Here is a 16,993-nt window from a genome sequence, read left to right as displayed (position 1 = left end):
TATCTAGAGGGTTTGCGCGACGAATGGCCAGACTGACCGTCGCCGACGCCGGCGCGCTGATCGCCTATCTGGACCCTGGCGATGCACATCATGCCGATGCCGTGCAGGGGTTGATCGATGTCGACCAGTTTTTGGTGCATCCGGTAACGCTCGCCGAGGTGCTGGTGCACCCGGCGCGTCACTGCACGGAGTCGGCCGTTCTGAACACGCTGATCAGCATTGGTATGCGGGAGTCTCAGATGCGCGTCGATGCGGTCGCGCTGGCTCGACTCCGCGCCGAGAGCGGACTGAAAATGCCCGACTGCCTGGTCCTGGCTACCGCAATCTGGCATGGCACCGACGTGCTGACCTTTGACGCTCAACTGAAATCAGTCGCCAACGCGCAGAGCGGCGAGGCGTTGTAGTGCACGTCGGAGCTAGCTCAATGCCGCTCTGGCTACGCTGTCAGAACGCTTCCTGCGCGGATCGGAGCCCCATGACGACGCAGGTGGCATGTGGTCCTGAGCTGCACTCGCATGCTGCTCCGCCGGAGGGCCCGGACCGTCGAAACTCGGGTCACAGAAGCCCGGTGGGTCTGCGTTGAACTGCCGGTTGGACCTGCTTCAGTTCGATATAGCGGCTGCCGCCGGCTGGTACTCGGCGATCGCCGGACTCCTTGCCGGCTTCGCGCTACTGGCGATTCTGTTGCCCCTCGATCACGAGGCGGTGCAGGACGAGGATCGCAGCATCGCCGACTCGATCGTCGTCTTCACGTGTGCGTTCTTCGCGCTGCTGGTCTTGTCGTTCAACTACGCAGGGCTATCGGGTCGGCCCAGCGACGGGGCGGCGGCCGGCGTAGCGGCACACGAGCAGTTCTTGTTCGGAGCGGTCTTCGGTCTGGCGTCGTTGCTGCTGCTGTTTGGTCTTCGAGCCGTGATCAAGTCCTATGGGGCCAACGCAGTGGTCTTTGCTGCTGCCCGTGACTCGATGCAGGTCGTGACCGCCCTACTCGGTCCGATCCTCGCCCTGTCGTTGCAGTTTTCGAACGCGCTCGACCTTGAGCGAGTCCGGCTGGAACAGAGTGCGGACACCACCGCGAGCTGCGGACCCGGGGGTATCCCGTCAGGTGTGTGGATCAACTTGAGCATCTCGGTCATCTCGATCCTGGCCGTCTTGATCCTTGCGGTGTTTCGCCGTCGCCTGCATCAGAATGTGGGCGCACCCGCCCTCGTTGCGAAGGGGGTCTTGGTCGTCGGCGTCGCGGTGACGGTTTGGACCTCATTTGCTGTGCCGTTGCTTCCGGGAAGCTACATCGCCGGCGCAGTGTTTGAGCACGTCGCTCTGCTGGCTTTCGGAGTTGCAACCGTGGTGGTGTCGGCGGCAGCTTGGTCGGCGCGGTGAGCCCGGGCCAGACAGCCTCCGCGAACGCGAAGTTTCTGAGGTGCGGTCCGATCCGCTTGTTGTCGGGGATCACACGGCCTGCTTGCTCTGGAGGAACAGCGACGCCTCGTCACTACGGCCCTCGAGGTGGGTGCGGAAGGGCGGGTCGTCCACGATGCGGTTGGCCGCGGGCAGCGGCGCTCGCTGCGGCCGCGCCGACGTCGGACGCGAGTGTGCGCTCCGGCGTTGCCCAGAGTCTGAAGTTCAAGACGTGGGCGTCACCGCACAGCTGCACGTCGCGACCCAATTCACCTTGTCACCATCCGGGGCTGTCGGACCGAAGTACAGGCCGACGGAGCCGTCGCAATTGATCACGAGGTCGTCGCCATTGTTGTTGGTGCTGGGCATCGACTGGGAGGTCTGCAGCTCGGACCCCGTCTGCGGGTCGTACGCGCCCTCCGACCAGAAGTTCGTGGTGAGGAGGTATCCGAGGCCTGCCGCCAAGCCACAGCCCAGCACGACCAGCAGCCATAGGCGCCCGAGCCTCGCCGGACCCCAACCTCGAGTGGCCAGGTCCGCAGAAGGGGCGATGGCCTGCGGGATGATCGAGTCGAACGCGCGGCCCAAGAAGGCCGGGCTGATGGTCGCGCCGATACCGATCTGGATGCCGAAGATGAGCGATTCGGGCACCCCGTCGACCACCGACCCGACGACGATGCCCATCGCTTCCCCGGCGCCCTCACCGGCAAAGCGCTTGTCGACCACGTAGTCGCCGAGCAGGAAGACACCCACGCCGATCAGCATCCAGAGCACCGTCTGCCAGAGGGCGATGTGCACTTCCGCCACGGGGAGGAGACCCAATGCGACGGCCGAAATCATCGCTCCGGCGACGAACCCGGCGAGGATGTCCACGATCCGCGTGGGGACCTTCGTCCAGCAGAAAGCGCCGGCCCGAAGATGGGACCAACGAGTGCGGGCCCCGCACAAACTCCGTGCAGGACCTGACGATCCCGGTCGGGTTGGCGGAGCCCACAAGCGTTGATGATGGCGCCGCCGGGTTGATGACGACGCGTCCAAAAACTCAGTTGATTTCGGAGGCGGCTTCCTGGACCGCGGCGTCGACTTCGTCCGTGCTGACACCGAGCTCCTTGGCGATGTGCTTCTCGGCGTTCAGCTGTGCCTTGTCGAGCGCAGCCTCAAGGGTGCTTGCGCCAATGACCAGTAGTGCAGCTTCGCCGGAGTCGAGCAGCTCACCAAGCTCCTTGACGTCCGATCGGGAAAGGCCGCGCCAGACGTGCCCGCCGATACTGCCGATGGCCCCACCGACGAGTGCGGTGCCGATGACGGCCGGCGGGAACAGGATGCCGATGACGGCGCCGGCTGCGGCGCCGCCCCAACCGCCGTGGCGCGTGGCCATCTCGTCCTTGTTGACGTGCACCTTGCCGGACGAGTCCTTGGTGATGACGGCTGCGTCATAGGTGCCGACAGCGCCATCGGTGTGGAGGTCCTTGACGATGGCGTAGTCGTCTCGGGCGGCCGCCTCGCCTGCGTACGTGCCGATGTAGAGGAACGTTCCGTCTACTTTTGCCATGTGATCTCTCCTATTCGTGGAACCCTTGAAAGGGTGCTCCGCTTGGTTGTGGAATCAGCTTGAGGTCGGGCGATTCATACGGCATCACCCACATCAAACGATTCGAACCGGACCCGATTGAGAACGAGCCTTGCTCGGGTTTCCTACTTGGCGGCTGCTACCGGGTAGTCGTCGAATTCCTCACCGGGTTCGACGTTCGGTTACTCGGCAACGGTCTTCTCAAACTGGGCGATGGAGCTGAACGCCACACCGAACATCCAGCCCATGTCGAGCTTGAACTGGAACAGGTTGTAGCGCTCGCCGGGATCGCAACCGACGTCGAAGAACATGGGGAACTTCGGCTGCACGATCGGGTCGGCGATCCCCTGCAGTGAGGAAGCCACACCTTCACCTGGCGCCATTTCGACGACATGAGGCTCCCGTCGGGTCCGAAGAACAGCAACGACTCCCGACCTGTCTCCTCGCTGGTGCCCTGCATGAACTCCGCCGCGTCGACGCCGTCCATCGGCCGGTCGGTTGGCACCTTGTCCGAGGCTCCTGCGAAGGCGGCGAAGGTCTGGTATCAGTCGTGTGCCGAGAGCATCTGTTGGGTCACCACGCCCTCCGGCACCGTTCCGGGGTAGCGGACCATGGCCGCAGTGCGCGTCGAACCATCCCACCGCGGGTGAAGAAGCCGCCGCGGAACGGGCCGCTCGAACAGCCATGGGGCACGGTGTCGATCACCCCGCCGTTGTCGCTGGAGAACACGAGGAGGGTATCGTCGGCAACGCCTGCCTCGTCGAGGCAGTCCATGATCTGGTTGACTCGATGGTCCAGCTCGGCGATGAGATCGGCGTACAGACCCAGCCGCGACGGATCGGTCTGATCGAAATCGGGGTGGACCGCTTCGGGCGGGTGCATGTTCGCAAGCCCGACGTAGGTGAAGAACGGCTGATCCGCCTTGGCCTTGGCCTTGATGTAATCGGTGGTCTTGCCGACGATCGCTCATCGAGCAGCGGCCGCACCTCCAAGTTGAGCTCGCGTACCTCGGTCGACTTGCTGCCCTTCACGCCATCCCAGGTATGGGGCGTGTCGAGCCCCAACTTCTCCGCGGGCGCGTTGAAGGTTGCATACGACGTCCAGCCGCCTCGTCGGCACCTTGTAGGTGTGGGTGAGATGTGCGCCGCCCGGCATCGCCTACATCGGGTGAAATGCCGGTTGCCCGCCCACCGGCGTACTCCGATCTGGGAGCATGGGCAGGGTGCCCGATCGCTTGAGCGACCGGGGGTCAAAACACCACGTAGCGCAGGGGAGGAACCGTGCATTCCGACGATCAACCATGTTGTGCGCCGGAACGGCCGACCGGGCCGGGAGCTTTGCCCGCCACCGTCGAACCAAGCGCTGCTGGGGCTGGTCCCGAACCTCAGGTCGGGTCGCAGAGCGATCCGGTCGAGTTCGATTTCGTTGACATCCCGGGCGGCGAGTTCACCATGGGCACCAACGATCCAAACGGCTACCCGAGCGACGGTGAAGGTCCGGAACACACGGTGGCTTTGAGTCCGTTCGCAATCGCCCGGACCACGGTGACCAACGATCAGTTCCAAGCATTCATAGCTGCAACCGGGCATCAGAGCACGGCCGACCGCTTCGGCAACTCGTTTGTCTTCGGCGGCCTCCTCCCCGATGACTTCCCGCCGACACGCGGTGTGGCGGCGGCTCCCTGGTGGCGTGAGGTGGACGGGGCGAACTGGCGACACCCGGAAGGGCCGCACAGCGACGTTGCGGATCGAGGTGGCCACCCCGTGGTCCACGTCAGTTGGGAAGACGCAGCTGCGTTCTGCGACTGGAGCGGAACGACCCTGCCGACCGAAGCGCAGTGGGAGCGTGCTGCACGTGGGGGGCGGAGCGGATCGCATTTTCCGTGGGGCGACGACCTCGAGCCGAACGGTGAGCATCGGATGAACGTGTTCCAAGGTGACTTTCCCGGCGGGAACACCGGTGCTGACGGTTGGATCGGGACGAGTCCCGCCGACCACTTCCCGCCGAATGGCTTCGGCCTCCACCAGATGACCGGCAACGTCTGGGAATGGTGTCTCGATTGGTTCGCGCTACTCACGTACAACCGCAGGGCCGCCGTCGATCCGGCCGGTCCGCCGGCGGGGTCGGCGCGGGTGATGCGTGGCGGTTCGTACCTGTGCCACGAGAGCTACTGCTGGCGTTACCGAGTGGACGCCCGGAGCGCGAATCAGACGGACTCCACCGCCGGCAACATTGGCTTTCGGGTGGTAGCAGGAGCCGGCTGAAACGGTTGGCGCTGCAACGTCGACCCACCCTGCGCCAGAATGCTTAGGAGCCCGACGGGTAGTTCGTGGCCCGGTCGGAGGCCAGGTCGACCTCGGTCCAGTCGCGTTCGGTGGAGGCCGACGTGATCTGGTCGGTGCCGCTTCCAAGGGTCGGGTCTCGGTCTTTGGGTACGGCAGATCCAAGCGTGGGTGACGCGCCGATGACAGCCGGCTCCGACACAGGTCGTCGAACTCCTCGGTGGTCACACCCGAGTGGGTGAGGGCGATCAACTCCTTCAATGGGCCCATCCCGCCCGAATGCAGGTCATCCAAACTGGTGGGGTGACCCAGTTGTGCCGCTCGGTCGAGGGCGAAGGCGAGTTGGGCGTAGAGCGGCGGCTCGGCCCACAACGTGCCGTCGTTGTCGAATACCGCCACGCGCTCAGGCTCTTCGACGTAGTCGGGCGACTTGGGGTCGGTCACGGCAACAACGAAGTCGGTGATCGACTGCCTGGTAGGTGTCTGCCGCCAGCTCGGTGAGAGCCTGCGCCCGACCCCGAGTTGTGTGTGGTCGCGTTTGTGTTGGTCATGGCTTGCGTCCCCTTTGAGGAAGTCGTCGGTGTGTCGTTCACTGAGCGGTGCTGGGGTTGCGGGGGCTTGGTCGAGCGTCATTGCGGAGCGCACGATCTGCACCTCGACCGCTGGTGCGGCGAGCACTCCGACGGACTCGAAGGCACGTTGGAGCGACCGGATGGCAGCGTCGGTTGCATGGGTTGGTCCGATTCGCTCGTAACAGGTGACGACCAGCGGCCAGGGTATGTGTACGGTGACGAGATGTCAGCGTTGGCCGATGACCACGCGTCCGAAGGGCGGGACTCGCCGCGTGGCCCCATTGCTGAGGGCGAGATGCCGGACGATGTCGTTGCGGCGGCGCGTGCCGGAGCTGCCCAGTCGGTGAGTCCCCCGGCTTGGCTGAACAAGTGGGTGTGGCAGTCGCTGTGGAAGGTCGTGGCGGTCGGGCTGACGACCTTCGTCCTGGTGTCGATGGCATGGCGGGCCCAGTCGCTGTTGCGGCTGCTGGGGTTGTCGTTGTTCTTCGCGATAGCGATGGTCCCTGCGGTGAATCACCTCCACGCAAAGCGAGGGTGGAAGCGCGGGCGGCGGTAGGGGCGATCTACGCCGTGGTGCTGTTGTTCCTGGTGCTCATGGTTGTGGTGTTGATCCCAGGGGTTTCGGACTTCGCCGGCGAGGTCGACAAGAACGGCGACAAATGGGTCACGGAGCTGAATGCCAAGGGTCAGGAACTGATCGGCAAGGACCTGATCGGACAAGCGAAAGGCGATGACGCTGTGGTGTCGGCCAACGACGCCATCACGAAGTTCTCAAAGAATTTGGGGGGCATCGCGTCCGAGGGGCTCGGGCTGATCTTCAACCTGGCGACGATTGCGCTGTTCACGTTCTACTTCGCAGCGGACTGGCCGCGGATCCAAAAGGCATTGTTGGGGAGGATGCCACCCCGCCGTCAGAAGGTGACCGGGTGGGTGATGGACACAGCGATCGAGCAGACCGGCGGTTACTTCTACTCGCGTCTGCTGCTGATGTTGATCAACGGTGGGTTGTTTTTTGTGGTGATGCTACTGATTGGGATGCCAGTTGTGTACGCCCTCCCAATGTCGGTGTTTGAAGGGTTCGTCGCCGAGTTCATTCCGGCGGTTGGCACCTATATCGGTGCAGCGGTTCCAATTGTGATGACGTTGGCCGTTCAGGGGTTCGGCGCTGGGCTGATCCTGTTGGTGTGGACGTTGATCTACCAGCAGGGTGAGAACTACTGGTTGAGCCCGAAGCTCAGTGCCGAAACGATGTCGATCAACGGCGGGGTGGCCTTCGGGGCGGCGCTGGCGGGAGGAGCGATCGCAGGGCCGATGGGCGCGTTCATGGCACTCCCGTTTGCTGCGCTCATCACGTCGATCATCGCCAACTCGGGGAAGACCTACGCGGTCGTGTACGCCTCGGCCTACGGTGAGCAACCACCTGGCGGATCCAACCCGGCGGTTGACGACGTAGCCACATCCAATACCGGCACCGCCGAACTCGACACCTCGCCGGGTGAGGCGCCGCCGCCCGGCGGCTGAGCAGCCCCATGATGGAGGCAACGAGCGATGAGCCGGCTTGAAGCTCAGGTGGTTACGAGGACAGCCGGAGGATGGTCACCCCATGGGGCGCGACCGTCTCGCTGATCGGGCCATCGGTGGCAGGAAGATCCTTGCGAGTCGAAGCGTTTCGAATGCTCCAACTGCCAGGCTGGGCACCGACTTCGGTGATGGTGGTGCTGATTTCGGCAGGGCCGTCGCCCTTGTTGAGCAGGGCGACCGCCATGTCGCCATCAGCGAGGCTTCTCGCCCACACCTCGGTCTCGCCCGACCGCAGTCGACTGGCCTGCCGGCCCGCCGGATCCTGATCGATTGCGATGATCTCCGGGTTGGAAAGGGCATCGATCACATCCGGGGTCAACTTGTCCAGGTCGGTCCCGATCATCAGGGGCGCCGCGAGCATCGCCCACATGCCGATGTGAGCGCGGGTCTCGTCCGGGGTCAGTGGCCCGTTGCCGACCTGCAACATGTCCGGATCGTTCCAACGGCCCGGACCCGAAAAGGAGTGCAGCTCGGCCTGCTGGTCGATGATTGAGGCCACCGACGGCCAGAACGGGATGATGTCCGAGGTGGTGCGCCACAGGTTGGCGACCTTGGGTGCCCACGTCCACGGCTTGGTGTCGCCGTACTCCGAGATGCTGTAGACGATCGGCCGATCGAGCCGGGCCAGTTCATCTCGCATCAGCCCGAAGGTTTTCTGGTGCTCCAGCCCGTCGGTTTCATCGGCCCGGCACCAGTCGTACTTCAAGTAGTCGACTCCCAACTCGTCGAGCATTTCCGCGTCCTGGCGTTCGTGCCGGTAACTGCCGATGCCGCTGGCGGCATAGTCATCCCAGTGCATGGCGCACGTCTCGCTGCCCGGTGCCAGGTACAGGCCAAACTTCAGGCCCTTGTCGTGCACGTAGTCGACCAAGGACTCCAGGCCTGAGGGAAAGCGGATGGGATCGGCAACCAGCGCGCCCGCCGAATCGCGACTTGGGGCCTGCCAGCAATCGTCGACCACCACGTACCGGTAACCAAGATCCTTGAGGCCCCTCCGAACGAGGGCATCGGCAGCCTGCTTCACGACGGCTTCGTCCAGATCATGGCAGCGGACCTGGTTCCAACTGTTCCATCCCATCGGAGGCGTCGCTGCCACGATCGGCTCTGCTGGCCGTGGACGCGAAGTTGACGTGGATGTCGACGACCCGTCGGCGTCGGCGTGGTCACCCTTGCCGCAGGACGCCAGACCGAGGATCAGGCCGGAAAGGGCGAGTGTCAGCAGCAAGCGCAGCGTGGGCGTCCTCGTGTTCCTGCCACGAACCCCTGCGTGGCCATCCTCGACGGCGGACTGATCCTTGACGTGCACTGGTGCTGTGTCCTTCATTGGCGCCCGCCAGTATCGCGGACCGCCTGAGGGGCCAAGCGGTCCGACCGGCGTTGACACACGGGCTGTGGGTCGGCGTGAGCGGCGCAGAGTACAGGACGACGCGCATAGGGTGCCTCTCTGGGAGCCGGCCGTCCGGGGGCGGCGCTGTGGCCAGGGGACCTCTGTTGCGGACACTCGATCATGACGGCACGGCCTCCCAGTCGATTGCTGCCGCCCAGCGGCGCGCCGGAGCGCACCCCGAGGGTCGCCTGCCGTGCCCGGCGTGCGCCGCCGGCCTCAAGGGCACCAACTTCGAGCGCCACCTGCGGGAGAAACACCCGGAGGTGGACAGTGGCACCCCCAACGTCGGGGTCGAGGAGTTGCAACTCGTTGGGATCGATCACCGCATTCGGCGCACCTTCGCCGCGTTGACGTTCGCGTGGTTTGTCGCCGTGATCGTTCTGTTGGTCACGGGACCGGTCCCGATCGGTGTCGACGGCGAGCGGACGCCGACACAGGTCGCACAGACTCCCGTCGTGATCATCGTTGCCCTCGGGCTGGTGATCGGCGCGATCATCGCCATCCTCCGGGCGGCCGGAGCTTTCCGCGCTCGGATAACCGTAACCGGAAATGCCATTCGACTGAGCCATCGCCTGGGGACTGGTCGTCGTCACGTGCCGCTGCCTGCCGCAGTCGAAACCGGAACATTGTTCATCGTCCGTTCCGACCGGTCCAACTCCGGCGGTTCAAGCACCGGACTCAAGGTGCGGGCAGGTGCCTACCTTCGGGTGGCGGATGGACATCGCTCGATCACCGTCGGGTGTCCCCATGGTGCCGGTATCCGCAAGCACTGGAACGGGTGGACGGCGGGCCCGCGCCGCAAATGGTGGGACGTCGACCTCAGCGCACCCGCATTCGTCGAGCTGCAGTACGCACTGGCAGCGGCCGGGTTGCTCGCTCCGCCACGCTGACCCGACATGTGGGCGAGACTCTCCGAATGGGAACCGATTCGTCATCGCAGACCGGGCCTCGAACCGACGGGAAGACACGACTGCTCGACGCCGCCGAAGCGCTGCTGGATCAAGCCGGTATTGACGGCACCACTGGAGCAGCCATCACGGCCGCAGCCGGGCACAAGAATGCCGCAGCGGTCAACTATCACTTTGGCAACCTGGATCGACTCATCCGTGCGGTGCTGGACCGGCGGGCCACCGAGCTGAACGTCATCCGTCACTCCCGGCTCGACGAGCTTGAGGCGGGCGGTTCGGTCGAGCCAAGAGCGGCGTTTGTGGCGATCGTCGAGCCGCTCGCCGACCTGCTGGCATCCAAGGAGGGACGTCGTTACCTTCGGCTGCTCAACCAGGCCGCGAACCACCCTCGGTTTCACGCCCAGGCGGGCATGGGGTTCGCCTCGAGCCTCGAACGGGGGGCTGCCAACCTGTCGCCGTTGGTGTCGCATCTGGCACCGGAACGCCAACGGCACCGGGCAGGAAACGTCCTCGGCTTGGTGCTGTTCGCGCTGGCGGAACAGGCGCGTGTGATCGACGACGAGGCGCAGGACATGCCCGTCCTCGGGCGTGAGGCGTTCATCGTCGACCTGGCCGACTCGTCGTTGGCGGCACTCAGTGCCTGAGCAACCCCACCCGGCCGGTAGCGTCATGTCGTCGCGACACTGGGTCGAGACGACAGACCGGGGGAGTCGCACATGATCCTTGACCGATTCCGCGTTGATGGCAAGGTGGCGGTGGTGACGGGCGCCGGACGGGGCATCGGTGCCGCCACGGCGGTCGCTCTGGCCGAGGCGGGCGCAGACGTGGTCATCTCCGCACGCACGGAGGATCAACTGCGCACGGTGGCCAAGCAGGTTGAAGCGGCGGGGAGACGTGCCCATGTTGTCACCGCAGACCTCAGCGATCTGGACGCGGTCGCCGGCCTGGCAGGTGAGGCGAAGGACGCGTTTGGGCGACTCGACATCGTGGTCAACAACGTCGGTGGCTCGATGCCGCGACCCTTTCTGGACACGACCCCCAACGCGTTGACCCGGGCGTTCGAGTGGAATGTGGCTACGGCCCACGCGTTGACCAGGTCGGCGGTGCCGCTGATGATGGAGGATGAGGGCACCGGTGCGGTGGTGAACATCTCGTCGCTCATCGGCCGGGTGGGTGGCCGGGGCTTTGTTGCTTACGGCACCGGCAAGGGCGCTCTTAGCCATTGGACCCGCATGGCGGCGGCCGACCTGGCACCCACGGTCAGGGTCAACGCGATCGCTGTGGGGTCGATTGCCACCTCGGCGCTCGACATCGTGACCCAGGACGACGGACTGCGGACAGCGGTGGAGGACGCCACGCCCCTGGGGCGCATCGGCGAACCCGAAGAGATCGCGTCGGCCGTGCTGTTCCTCGCCTCGCCCGCCGGCGGGTACATCACCGGCAAGATCATTGAGGTTGATGGAGGCGCCGAGCGACCCCAACTCGAGATGTAGCCGCCGCGGCAGGCAGCGAGAACGACTCGGGGATCAGACGTGCGCCGCTGCTGTCGTCCTGGCCACGGGTGTGGGCTATCGGTGCCCGTTGATCCAGTCGATCACGGTGGCGAGCACCGCGTCGGCTTCCGGCTCATTGTGCAGTTCGTGGAAACAGCCGGGCCAGATGCTGACCGTGCGGTCGGTCGACCCGACCTTGGACGAGAACCGCACCGAACCGGCAGGATCGGCCAGGGTGTCGTCGCTTCCATGCATGATCAGGATCGGCGCCGTGATGTTGGCGGCCTCGTCCATCGCGGCATCCATCGCCACCGACAACTGCCGGGCCGTGCCGGTGGTGACCTTGCCCCGGAAGTTCAGCGGGTCGGCGTCGTAGTCGGCCCGCACCTCAGGTACCCGGGAGATGGCGTCGCCGTCCAGCTGGATGGTGGGCAGATTGGGTGCGAACCTGCCGACCAGGTTGGCAGCGGCCAGCACCGGCCTGGGTACGCTCGCCGCCGCCTGCAGGGACGCCCCGGTGATGATCACGCCGGCAAACCTCGAGTCGTCGCGCTCGGCCAGCCGGACGGTGGCCAGGCCGCCCATCGAGTGGCCGTAGACGAACAGCGGTGTGTCGGTGCCGATGCCATCGACCATCGCCACCAGGTCGTCGACCAGAGCCGGGAAGGAGTCGATCGTGCCTCGCTTCACCCCGGTGGTTTGGCCGTGGCCCCGGTGGTCCAGGGACGTGACCGCGAAGCCGGCGTCGCAGAATCGTCGGGCGACCTGTTCGTACCGGCCGGAGTGCTCGGCGTAACCGTGCACCAGCAGGATCTCGGCGGTTGGCCGTGCGGTGGGCTGAGCATCGGGTGTCCAGCGGATGGTGTGCAGCGTGACGCCGCCTGTGCCGGGCTTGGTGGAGGTCTCGGTGTTCACGGTGGCCAGGCTACGACCTGGCTGGTAGGGGCCGACCCAAGGACCTCCTCAGGGTGAGATCACGCCTCCCAGCGAGGGGATACGACGGAACGACATGGCGTGCAACGATGGGGGCCGTGGAGGCGAAACTGGAGATGGTGTCGCTGCGGCGACGTCTGGAGGAGGTCGCCAATCCTGAGCGGGCGCAGGCGATGGAGACGTACCTACGCGACCAGTTCCCATGTCTTGGCGTCGCGGCGGCGGATCGCAGGGTTGCCACCCGTCCAACGTTGGAGGTGTCCAAGGGGGTCACCACCGATGAGCTGATGGCATTCGCCATGGCGTGCTGGGGTGAGCGGGAGCGCGAGTTCGCCTACGTGGCCTGTGACGCGTTGCGAGCGAACGTTGCACGGATACACGCGGAGCATCTTGATGATCTCCGAACACTGATCACCACGAGGTCGTGGTGGGAGACGGTCGACCCACTCGCCACCCGGGTGGTCGGACCCATGATCACGGCGCATCCCGAGTTGATCGCCGGCATGGACCACTGGGTGCGCAGCGACGACATTTGGTTGGCCCGGACGGCCATCCTGCACCAGTTGATGTACGGAGAAGACACCGATCCGGTGCGGCTGTTCACCTACGCCCGGCTTCGGGCGGGCGACACCGAGTTCTTCATCCGCAAGGCCATCGGCTGGGCGCTCCGGCAATATGGGCGGATCGATCCCGGTGCGGTCCGTCGGTTCGTCTCGATCCACGAGCGTGAGTTGTCGGGTCTGACCAGACGCGAGGCACTCAAGCACCTGGGATGACCGTCGACCCGCCGAACTGGAAGTGGATTCAACCCCTCGGGAACGGTTCCACACCTCCGTTTCGGGTTGATGCCAAGATTGGCGCCTTGGTTTGGTCCCTCCTTCTGATCGGCGTCGGTGTGACGGCGCTGGCCTACAGCAGCGATTGGTTCGTCGACGGTGCTGCCGTGCTGGCGGACCGCTTGTCGGTGCCGCCGCTGGTGATCGGAACCCTGGTGATCGGCCTGGGCACCTCGCTTCCGGAGGTGTTTGTGTCCACGATGGCCGCTGTTCGCGGCGACCTCAATTTGGGCATCGGCAACATCGTGGGGTCGAACACGGCCAACCTCACGTTGGTGCTGGGCATCGCGGCGATGATTGCGTTGGTCAGGGCCGAGTCCGCGATCGTCCGACGTGAGGCGCCACTGATGCTGGGCGCGTGCGTGCTGATGGCGGCATTGGCCTGGCGGAAGCTCACGCTGACCGGCGGCCTGATCCTGCTGACCGGGTTGGCCGGTTACCTGATGCTCACCTTCTGGCTGGCGCGCCGCAGCCGCAACGACCTCCTGATTCGTGATGTGGAGGAGTACACCGAGGTGGAAAATCGTTATCCAATCTGGATGGAGGTCGGACGAACCCTGATCGGGCTGGTTGGAACCTTGGTCGCTGCCCAGATGCTGGTGGTCGGCGCCCTTGGGGTGGCAGACCGGCTTGGTTGGTCAGGCGGTTTCGTGGGTCTCACCCTGGTGGCGGTCGGTACCTCGCTGCCCGAGCTGGCTGCCTCGATCCAGGCGGTGAGGCGCCACGAGGACGAGCTGTTGGTGGGCAACCTGGTGGGTTCGAACATCCTCAACAGCCTGCTGGTTGGCGGGCTGGTCGGAGTGGTGGGACGCGGTGCCGCACCCACCAGCGACGTGTTGCACCGGGGCATGCTGGTCATGGTGGTGAGCCTGGCCGCGGTGACCCTGTTGATGGCGACCCGGGCGCGCTTCGGGCGCACGTCCGGTGTGATTTTGGCGTCGGTGTACCTCGCATCGGCGGTGGCGCTGGGAACCAGGTGACCTACCAGCGCCGTCGTCGCACTCCGGTACGGCACCGGGAGGAGGTTCCTGCAACCGAATCCAACAGCGGCACCGTGGGATTTGAACCCTGAGGGTGCGATGCCGGCGCAAGCGGGCAGACTGGTCGCCTCAACGTCCGGTACCAAACGAGGTTTCGGTGTCCAACTCGCCTTTTGATCCATCTGCCGACCAGGCCATGCCTCGCCCGCCGGGGCCACCACCGCGCCCGGCACAGCCACCGCGCGATGGAGGTGTTCCGATGCCCCCTCCAGCATCCCGCGGCGGTGCGCCTTCAGGCCCAGACGTTCACGTCGGCCGAATCGTGACCGCCGTGGTCGATGAGGTGGGCGACCGCGAGATCATCCTCAAGATGGTGGACGGTCGGCCGGGGGTGGTGATGCGAAAGGACGTGACCGATGTTGACGGGGACGTTCCACAGGTTGGCGCCACGATCGAAGTGGCATTGCTGGCCCGGGAGGATCCGCAGGGCCGCATGGCCACGTCACGGGGGTGGGCCGCCAAGCAACAGTCGTGGGAGCGTATCGATGCGGCGCTGGCGTCCGGCGAATTGCTGAAGGTCAAGGCGCTCAAACAGGTGAAGGGCGGCCTCTTGGTGGACCTGGGGCAGCGAGCGTTTCTGCCGGCATCGCAGGCCTTCGAGGGGTCGGGCGGCGACCTGGCCGAACTCGTTGGAGTCGAGGTGGAGGTGCGGGTGACCGAGGCCGACCGACAGCGTGACCGCGTGGTGGTGTCGCGACGCGACGCACTGCGCAAGCGCCGGCGCGCCGAGGAACGCTCGGTGTTCCAGCGACTGGAGGTTGGTGCAACCGTTACCGGTCGGGTGGTGGCCATGGTCGAGTTCGGGGCGCTGGTGGACCTTGCAGGCGCCAGAGGACTGCTGCACCGCACAGAGATGTCCTGGGGTCGGGTTGATCGGTTGGAGGACTTCGCCGTCCCCGGGCAGGAGCTGGAACTGGTCGTCATCGAGGTGAACCGCTCCAAGCGGCGCATCGGGCTGTCGCTGCGTCGGCTCAGCGATGACCCGCTTGCCAAGGTGGAGGAGGGCTCCATCGAGGATGCGACCGTGACCCGGGTGGTGGACTACGGGGTCTTTGCCGAGCTGGCATCGGGCGCCGAGGGGTTGGTGCACCTCAGCGAAATGGCCGAAGGTCGCGGCTATCGGCCCGAGGAGCTGGTGGCGCCCGGCGAAGCGGTGCGGGTCAAGGTGATGAGGGTGGACCCCAAACGTCGACGCGTGGAGCTGTCGATGGTCCAGGCCGCCCTGGCTTCCCCGTAGAATCATCGACCCCCTCGTTCCCCCGAGTCCCCCTACCCTCCCGGTCACGACCAATGGCGACACGCATACGGCTGCGGCCTTGGCAGCACCAGGCACTGGAGAAGTTCAACGCGTCGGAACGCGTCGACTTCTTGGCCGTGGCCACGCCGGGGGCGGGCAAGACCACCTTTGCGCTGGCGGCAGCCACGCAGTACCTGGCGGCCACCAAGGGCAGACGCCTGGTGGTGGTGGCGCCCACCCAGCACCTCAAGACTCAATGGGCCGATGCGGCCGCCCGCTTCGGCCTGCACCTCGACCCGGCCTGGTCGGCGCGGGAGGGCAGCCTGCCCGGCGACGTGCATGGCATCGTCACCACCTACCAACAGGTGGCCACCAGTTCGGCCGAACTGGCGCGCCTGGCTCCGGGCGCGTTCGTCGTCTTTGACGAGGTGCACCACGCCGGCGATGATCGGGCATGGGGCACTGCGATCATCGCGGCGTTCGCCGATGCAGGACGCCGCCTGTCGCTGTCTGGCACGCCATTTCGTTCTGACGTCACGCCGATCCCGTTCGTCAGCTACCACCTCGATGAGGCCCAGCCCGACTTCGAGTACGGCTACGGCGACGCGTTGGCCGACCGGGGTGTGGTGCGGCCGTTGTTCTTTCCCCGCATCGGCGGATTTATGGAGTGGGTGGCTCCGGATGGGGCGACTGTGGCCGCCACGTTCGATGACGAACTGACGAGGGAGCACGCCAACCAGCGGTTGCGCGTGGCCTTGTCGCTGGAGGGCGATTGGATGCCCACCGTGCTGGCCCAGGCCAACGAGCGCCTGCAGGCCCTTCGCCAGGTGCACCCGGAGGCGGGTGGTCTGGTCATCGCCATGGACCAGGCCCACGCCACCGGCATCGCCGACCTGCTTCGGCGGCTGGGCACCCGGGCGGTGGTGGCGGTATCGGACGACCCCGATGCGTCCGACCGCATTGCCCGTTTCGCCGAGAGCAGCGAGCCGTGGATCGTGGCGGTGCGCATGGTGTCCGAGGGCGTGGACATCCCGCGGCTGCGGATCGGCGTGTTCGCCACCAACACCTCCACCGAATTGTTCTTTCGTCAAGCGATGGGGCGGCTGGTGCGCTGGACCAGAGGTGTACCCCGGCAGAAGGCCTGGTGCTTCCTCCCCGACGATCCCAGGTTGCGCTCCCACGCCGACTCGTTGGCCACCCAGCGGCGTCACAGCCTGGCCCGTCGACGCCGGGATGATGACGACGACCGGGTCGATGAGCCCGCATTCGACTCGCCCGACGGTGGCGATGAGGCCGATCAGATGTCGTTGTTCGCCGTGATCGGTGCGGTCGCTCAGCATGAACCTGAGGCCGCCGCCGGCGTGTTTGCAGATGATGACGACGACTTCGACATCGACGGTGACGACGACGCCGGGGTCGACCTGGAGTTGGTGGCGCCACCGACTCCCGACGGCAAGGTACGCAACGCGTTGGGCTCCCCCGGAACGGCCCCGGAGAAGACCGCCCGGCAGCGCCGCAACGACCTGCGCGACAGCAATGCCGCCCTGGCGCGCGATCTGGCACGCCGGGCCAACATGACCCACGCCCAGGTCAACCGTGAGCTCAACCGGCTGTCGGGCGTCACCCGCATTTCGGAGGCCACCGAGAGCCAGTTGCAGCGTCGTCTGGACGAGGCCAAAAAGTGGAGCCGCAGCGTGCGCTGAGGCGCCGCGGTTGTGGGCACGGCGCGGTTGTGGGCACGGCGCGGTTGTGGGCA

General features: G+C 65.9%; 18 protein-coding genes and 2 pseudogenes. 12 read left to right on the top strand and 8 right to left on the bottom strand.

Annotated features, from left to right (window positions below; translation table 11 throughout):
• The first annotated feature begins 23 nt into the window (after positions 1-23).
• Together MPARV_RS0120360 and MPARV_RS0120355 are read left to right on the top strand one after the other, a co-directional pair.
• Positions 24-404, top strand: a complete 381-nt coding sequence (locus tag MPARV_RS0120360; protein WP_012225352.1) for a type II toxin-antitoxin system VapC family toxin — start codon at positions 24-26, stop codon at positions 402-404.
• A 187-nt stretch (positions 405-591) separates the two neighbouring features.
• Positions 592-1,380 carry a hypothetical protein gene (locus MPARV_RS0120355; RefSeq protein WP_157789762.1) on the top strand — a complete coding sequence of 263 codons (789 nt, stop codon included), beginning with the start codon at positions 592-594 and terminating at the stop codon, positions 1,378-1,380.
• Positions 1,381-1,576: 196 nt separating this feature from the next.
• Here MPARV_RS0120355 and MPARV_RS26240 read toward each other — a convergent pair.
• From MPARV_RS26240 to MPARV_RS0120335, 5 genes and pseudogenes are all read right to left on the bottom strand, one after another.
• A pseudogene (locus MPARV_RS26240) lies at positions 1,577-1,663 on the bottom strand (DUF2252 family protein); the annotation flags it as partial.
• Positions 1,654-1,830, bottom strand: a pseudogene (locus MPARV_RS26235) (DUF1214 domain-containing protein); the annotation flags it as partial. The pseudogenes MPARV_RS26240 and MPARV_RS26235, both read right to left, overlap by 10 nt.
• Positions 1,831-2,440: 610 nt before the next feature.
• Positions 2,441-2,950 carry a DUF1269 domain-containing protein gene (locus MPARV_RS0120345; RefSeq protein WP_020379564.1) on the bottom strand — a complete coding sequence of 170 codons (510 nt, stop codon included), beginning with the start codon at positions 2,948-2,950 and terminating at the stop codon, positions 2,441-2,443.
• Positions 2,951-3,150: 200 nt separating this feature from the next.
• A complete protein-coding gene (locus MPARV_RS0120340) occupies positions 3,151-3,333 on the bottom strand; it encodes a hypothetical protein (protein ID WP_157789761.1) in 183 nt (60 codons plus the stop codon).
• A 208-nt stretch (positions 3,334-3,541) separates the two neighbouring features.
• Positions 3,542-3,931 carry a sulfatase-like hydrolase/transferase gene (locus MPARV_RS0120335; RefSeq protein ID WP_081582497.1) on the bottom strand — a complete coding sequence of 130 codons (390 nt, stop codon included), beginning with the start codon at positions 3,929-3,931 and terminating at the stop codon, positions 3,542-3,544.
• 317 nt (positions 3,932-4,248) lie between these two features.
• Here MPARV_RS0120335 and MPARV_RS0120330 point away from each other — a divergent pair, with 317 nt between their 5' ends.
• Positions 4,249-5,232, top strand: a complete 984-nt coding sequence (locus MPARV_RS0120330; protein WP_012225338.1) for a formylglycine-generating enzyme family protein — start codon at positions 4,249-4,251, stop codon at positions 5,230-5,232.
• A gap of 43 nt (positions 5,233-5,275) precedes the next feature.
• Here the strand turns inward: MPARV_RS0120330 and MPARV_RS25090 are convergent, their stop codons facing one another.
• On the bottom strand, positions 5,276-5,452 hold the full coding sequence (locus MPARV_RS25090; RefSeq protein WP_020379561.1) for a hypothetical protein: 177 nt from the start codon (positions 5,450-5,452) through the stop codon (positions 5,276-5,278).
• Positions 5,453-6,045: 593 nt separating this feature from the next.
• Between MPARV_RS25090 and MPARV_RS25085 the strand changes: the two genes are divergently transcribed.
• Together MPARV_RS25085 and MPARV_RS23315 are read left to right on the top strand one after the other, a co-directional pair.
• Positions 6,046-6,378 carry a hypothetical protein gene (locus tag MPARV_RS25085; RefSeq protein WP_157789760.1) on the top strand — a complete coding sequence of 111 codons (333 nt, stop codon included), beginning with the start codon at positions 6,046-6,048 and terminating at the stop codon, positions 6,376-6,378.
• On the top strand, positions 6,357-7,343 hold the full coding sequence (locus MPARV_RS23315) for an AI-2E family transporter (RefSeq protein WP_020379559.1): 987 nt from the start codon (positions 6,357-6,359) through the stop codon (positions 7,341-7,343). The genes MPARV_RS25085 and MPARV_RS23315 overlap by 22 nt, the downstream gene beginning before the upstream one ends.
• A 52-nt stretch (positions 7,344-7,395) precedes the next feature.
• Here MPARV_RS23315 and MPARV_RS0120310 read toward each other — a convergent pair whose 3' ends face one another.
• Positions 7,396-8,727: a glycoside hydrolase family 27 protein gene (locus MPARV_RS0120310; RefSeq protein ID WP_100221386.1), complete on the bottom strand. Its 1,332-nt coding sequence runs from the start codon at positions 8,725-8,727 to the stop codon at positions 7,396-7,398.
• 149 nt (positions 8,728-8,876) lie between these two features.
• Here MPARV_RS0120310 and MPARV_RS0120305 point away from each other — a divergent pair, with 149 nt between their 5' ends.
• The 3 genes from MPARV_RS0120305 to MPARV_RS0120295 all read left to right on the top strand — a co-directional run bounded on the left by MPARV_RS0120305 (position 8,877) and on the right by MPARV_RS0120295 (position 11,191).
• The gene (locus MPARV_RS0120305) at positions 8,877-9,680 is read left to right on the top strand and encodes a hypothetical protein (RefSeq protein ID WP_012225332.1); all 804 of its coding nucleotides are present in this window, start codon (positions 8,877-8,879) and stop codon (positions 9,678-9,680) included.
• Between the two features lie 26 nt (positions 9,681-9,706).
• Positions 9,707-10,342, top strand: coding sequence for a TetR family transcriptional regulator (locus MPARV_RS23310; protein WP_020379557.1), 636 nt, complete (start codon positions 9,707-9,709; stop codon positions 10,340-10,342).
• 72 nt (positions 10,343-10,414) lie between these two features.
• The gene (locus MPARV_RS0120295) at positions 10,415-11,191 is read left to right on the top strand and encodes an SDR family oxidoreductase (protein WP_020379556.1); all 777 of its coding nucleotides are present in this window, start codon (positions 10,415-10,417) and stop codon (positions 11,189-11,191) included.
• A gap of 75 nt (positions 11,192-11,266) precedes the next feature.
• Here MPARV_RS0120295 and MPARV_RS0120290 read toward each other — a convergent pair whose 3' ends face one another.
• Positions 11,267-12,106 carry an alpha/beta hydrolase gene (locus MPARV_RS0120290; RefSeq protein ID WP_012225329.1) on the bottom strand — a complete coding sequence of 280 codons (840 nt, stop codon included), beginning with the start codon at positions 12,104-12,106 and terminating at the stop codon, positions 11,267-11,269.
• Between the two features lie 107 nt (positions 12,107-12,213).
• Between MPARV_RS0120290 and MPARV_RS0120285 the strand changes: the two genes are divergently transcribed.
• From MPARV_RS0120285 to MPARV_RS0120270, 4 genes are all read left to right on the top strand, one after another.
• The gene (locus MPARV_RS0120285) at positions 12,214-12,900 is read left to right on the top strand and encodes a DNA alkylation repair protein (RefSeq protein ID WP_012225327.1); all 687 of its coding nucleotides are present in this window, start codon (positions 12,214-12,216) and stop codon (positions 12,898-12,900) included.
• Between the two features lie 86 nt (positions 12,901-12,986).
• Entirely contained in the window at positions 12,987-13,940 is a 954-nt protein-coding gene (locus MPARV_RS0120280; protein ID WP_031279564.1) for a calcium/sodium antiporter, read from the top strand.
• A 259-nt stretch (positions 13,941-14,199) separates the two neighbouring features.
• Entirely contained in the window at positions 14,200-15,237 is a 1,038-nt protein-coding gene (locus MPARV_RS0120275; protein WP_172636608.1) for a 30S ribosomal protein S1, read from the top strand.
• Positions 15,238-15,290: 53 nt separating this feature from the next.
• Positions 15,291-16,940 (top strand): DEAD/DEAH box helicase, encoded by a 1,650-nt coding sequence (locus MPARV_RS0120270; RefSeq protein WP_020379553.1) that lies wholly within the window; start codon positions 15,291-15,293, stop codon positions 16,938-16,940.
• Positions 16,941-16,993: the final 53 nt, after the last annotated feature.

It is taken from the genome of Candidatus Microthrix parvicella Bio17-1 (assembly GCF_000299415.1).
In the GTDB taxonomy this organism is placed as follows: domain Bacteria; phylum Actinomycetota; class Acidimicrobiia; order Acidimicrobiales; family Microtrichaceae; genus Microthrix; species Microthrix parvicella.
This window is presented reverse-complemented; position numbering and strand designations above follow the sequence as displayed.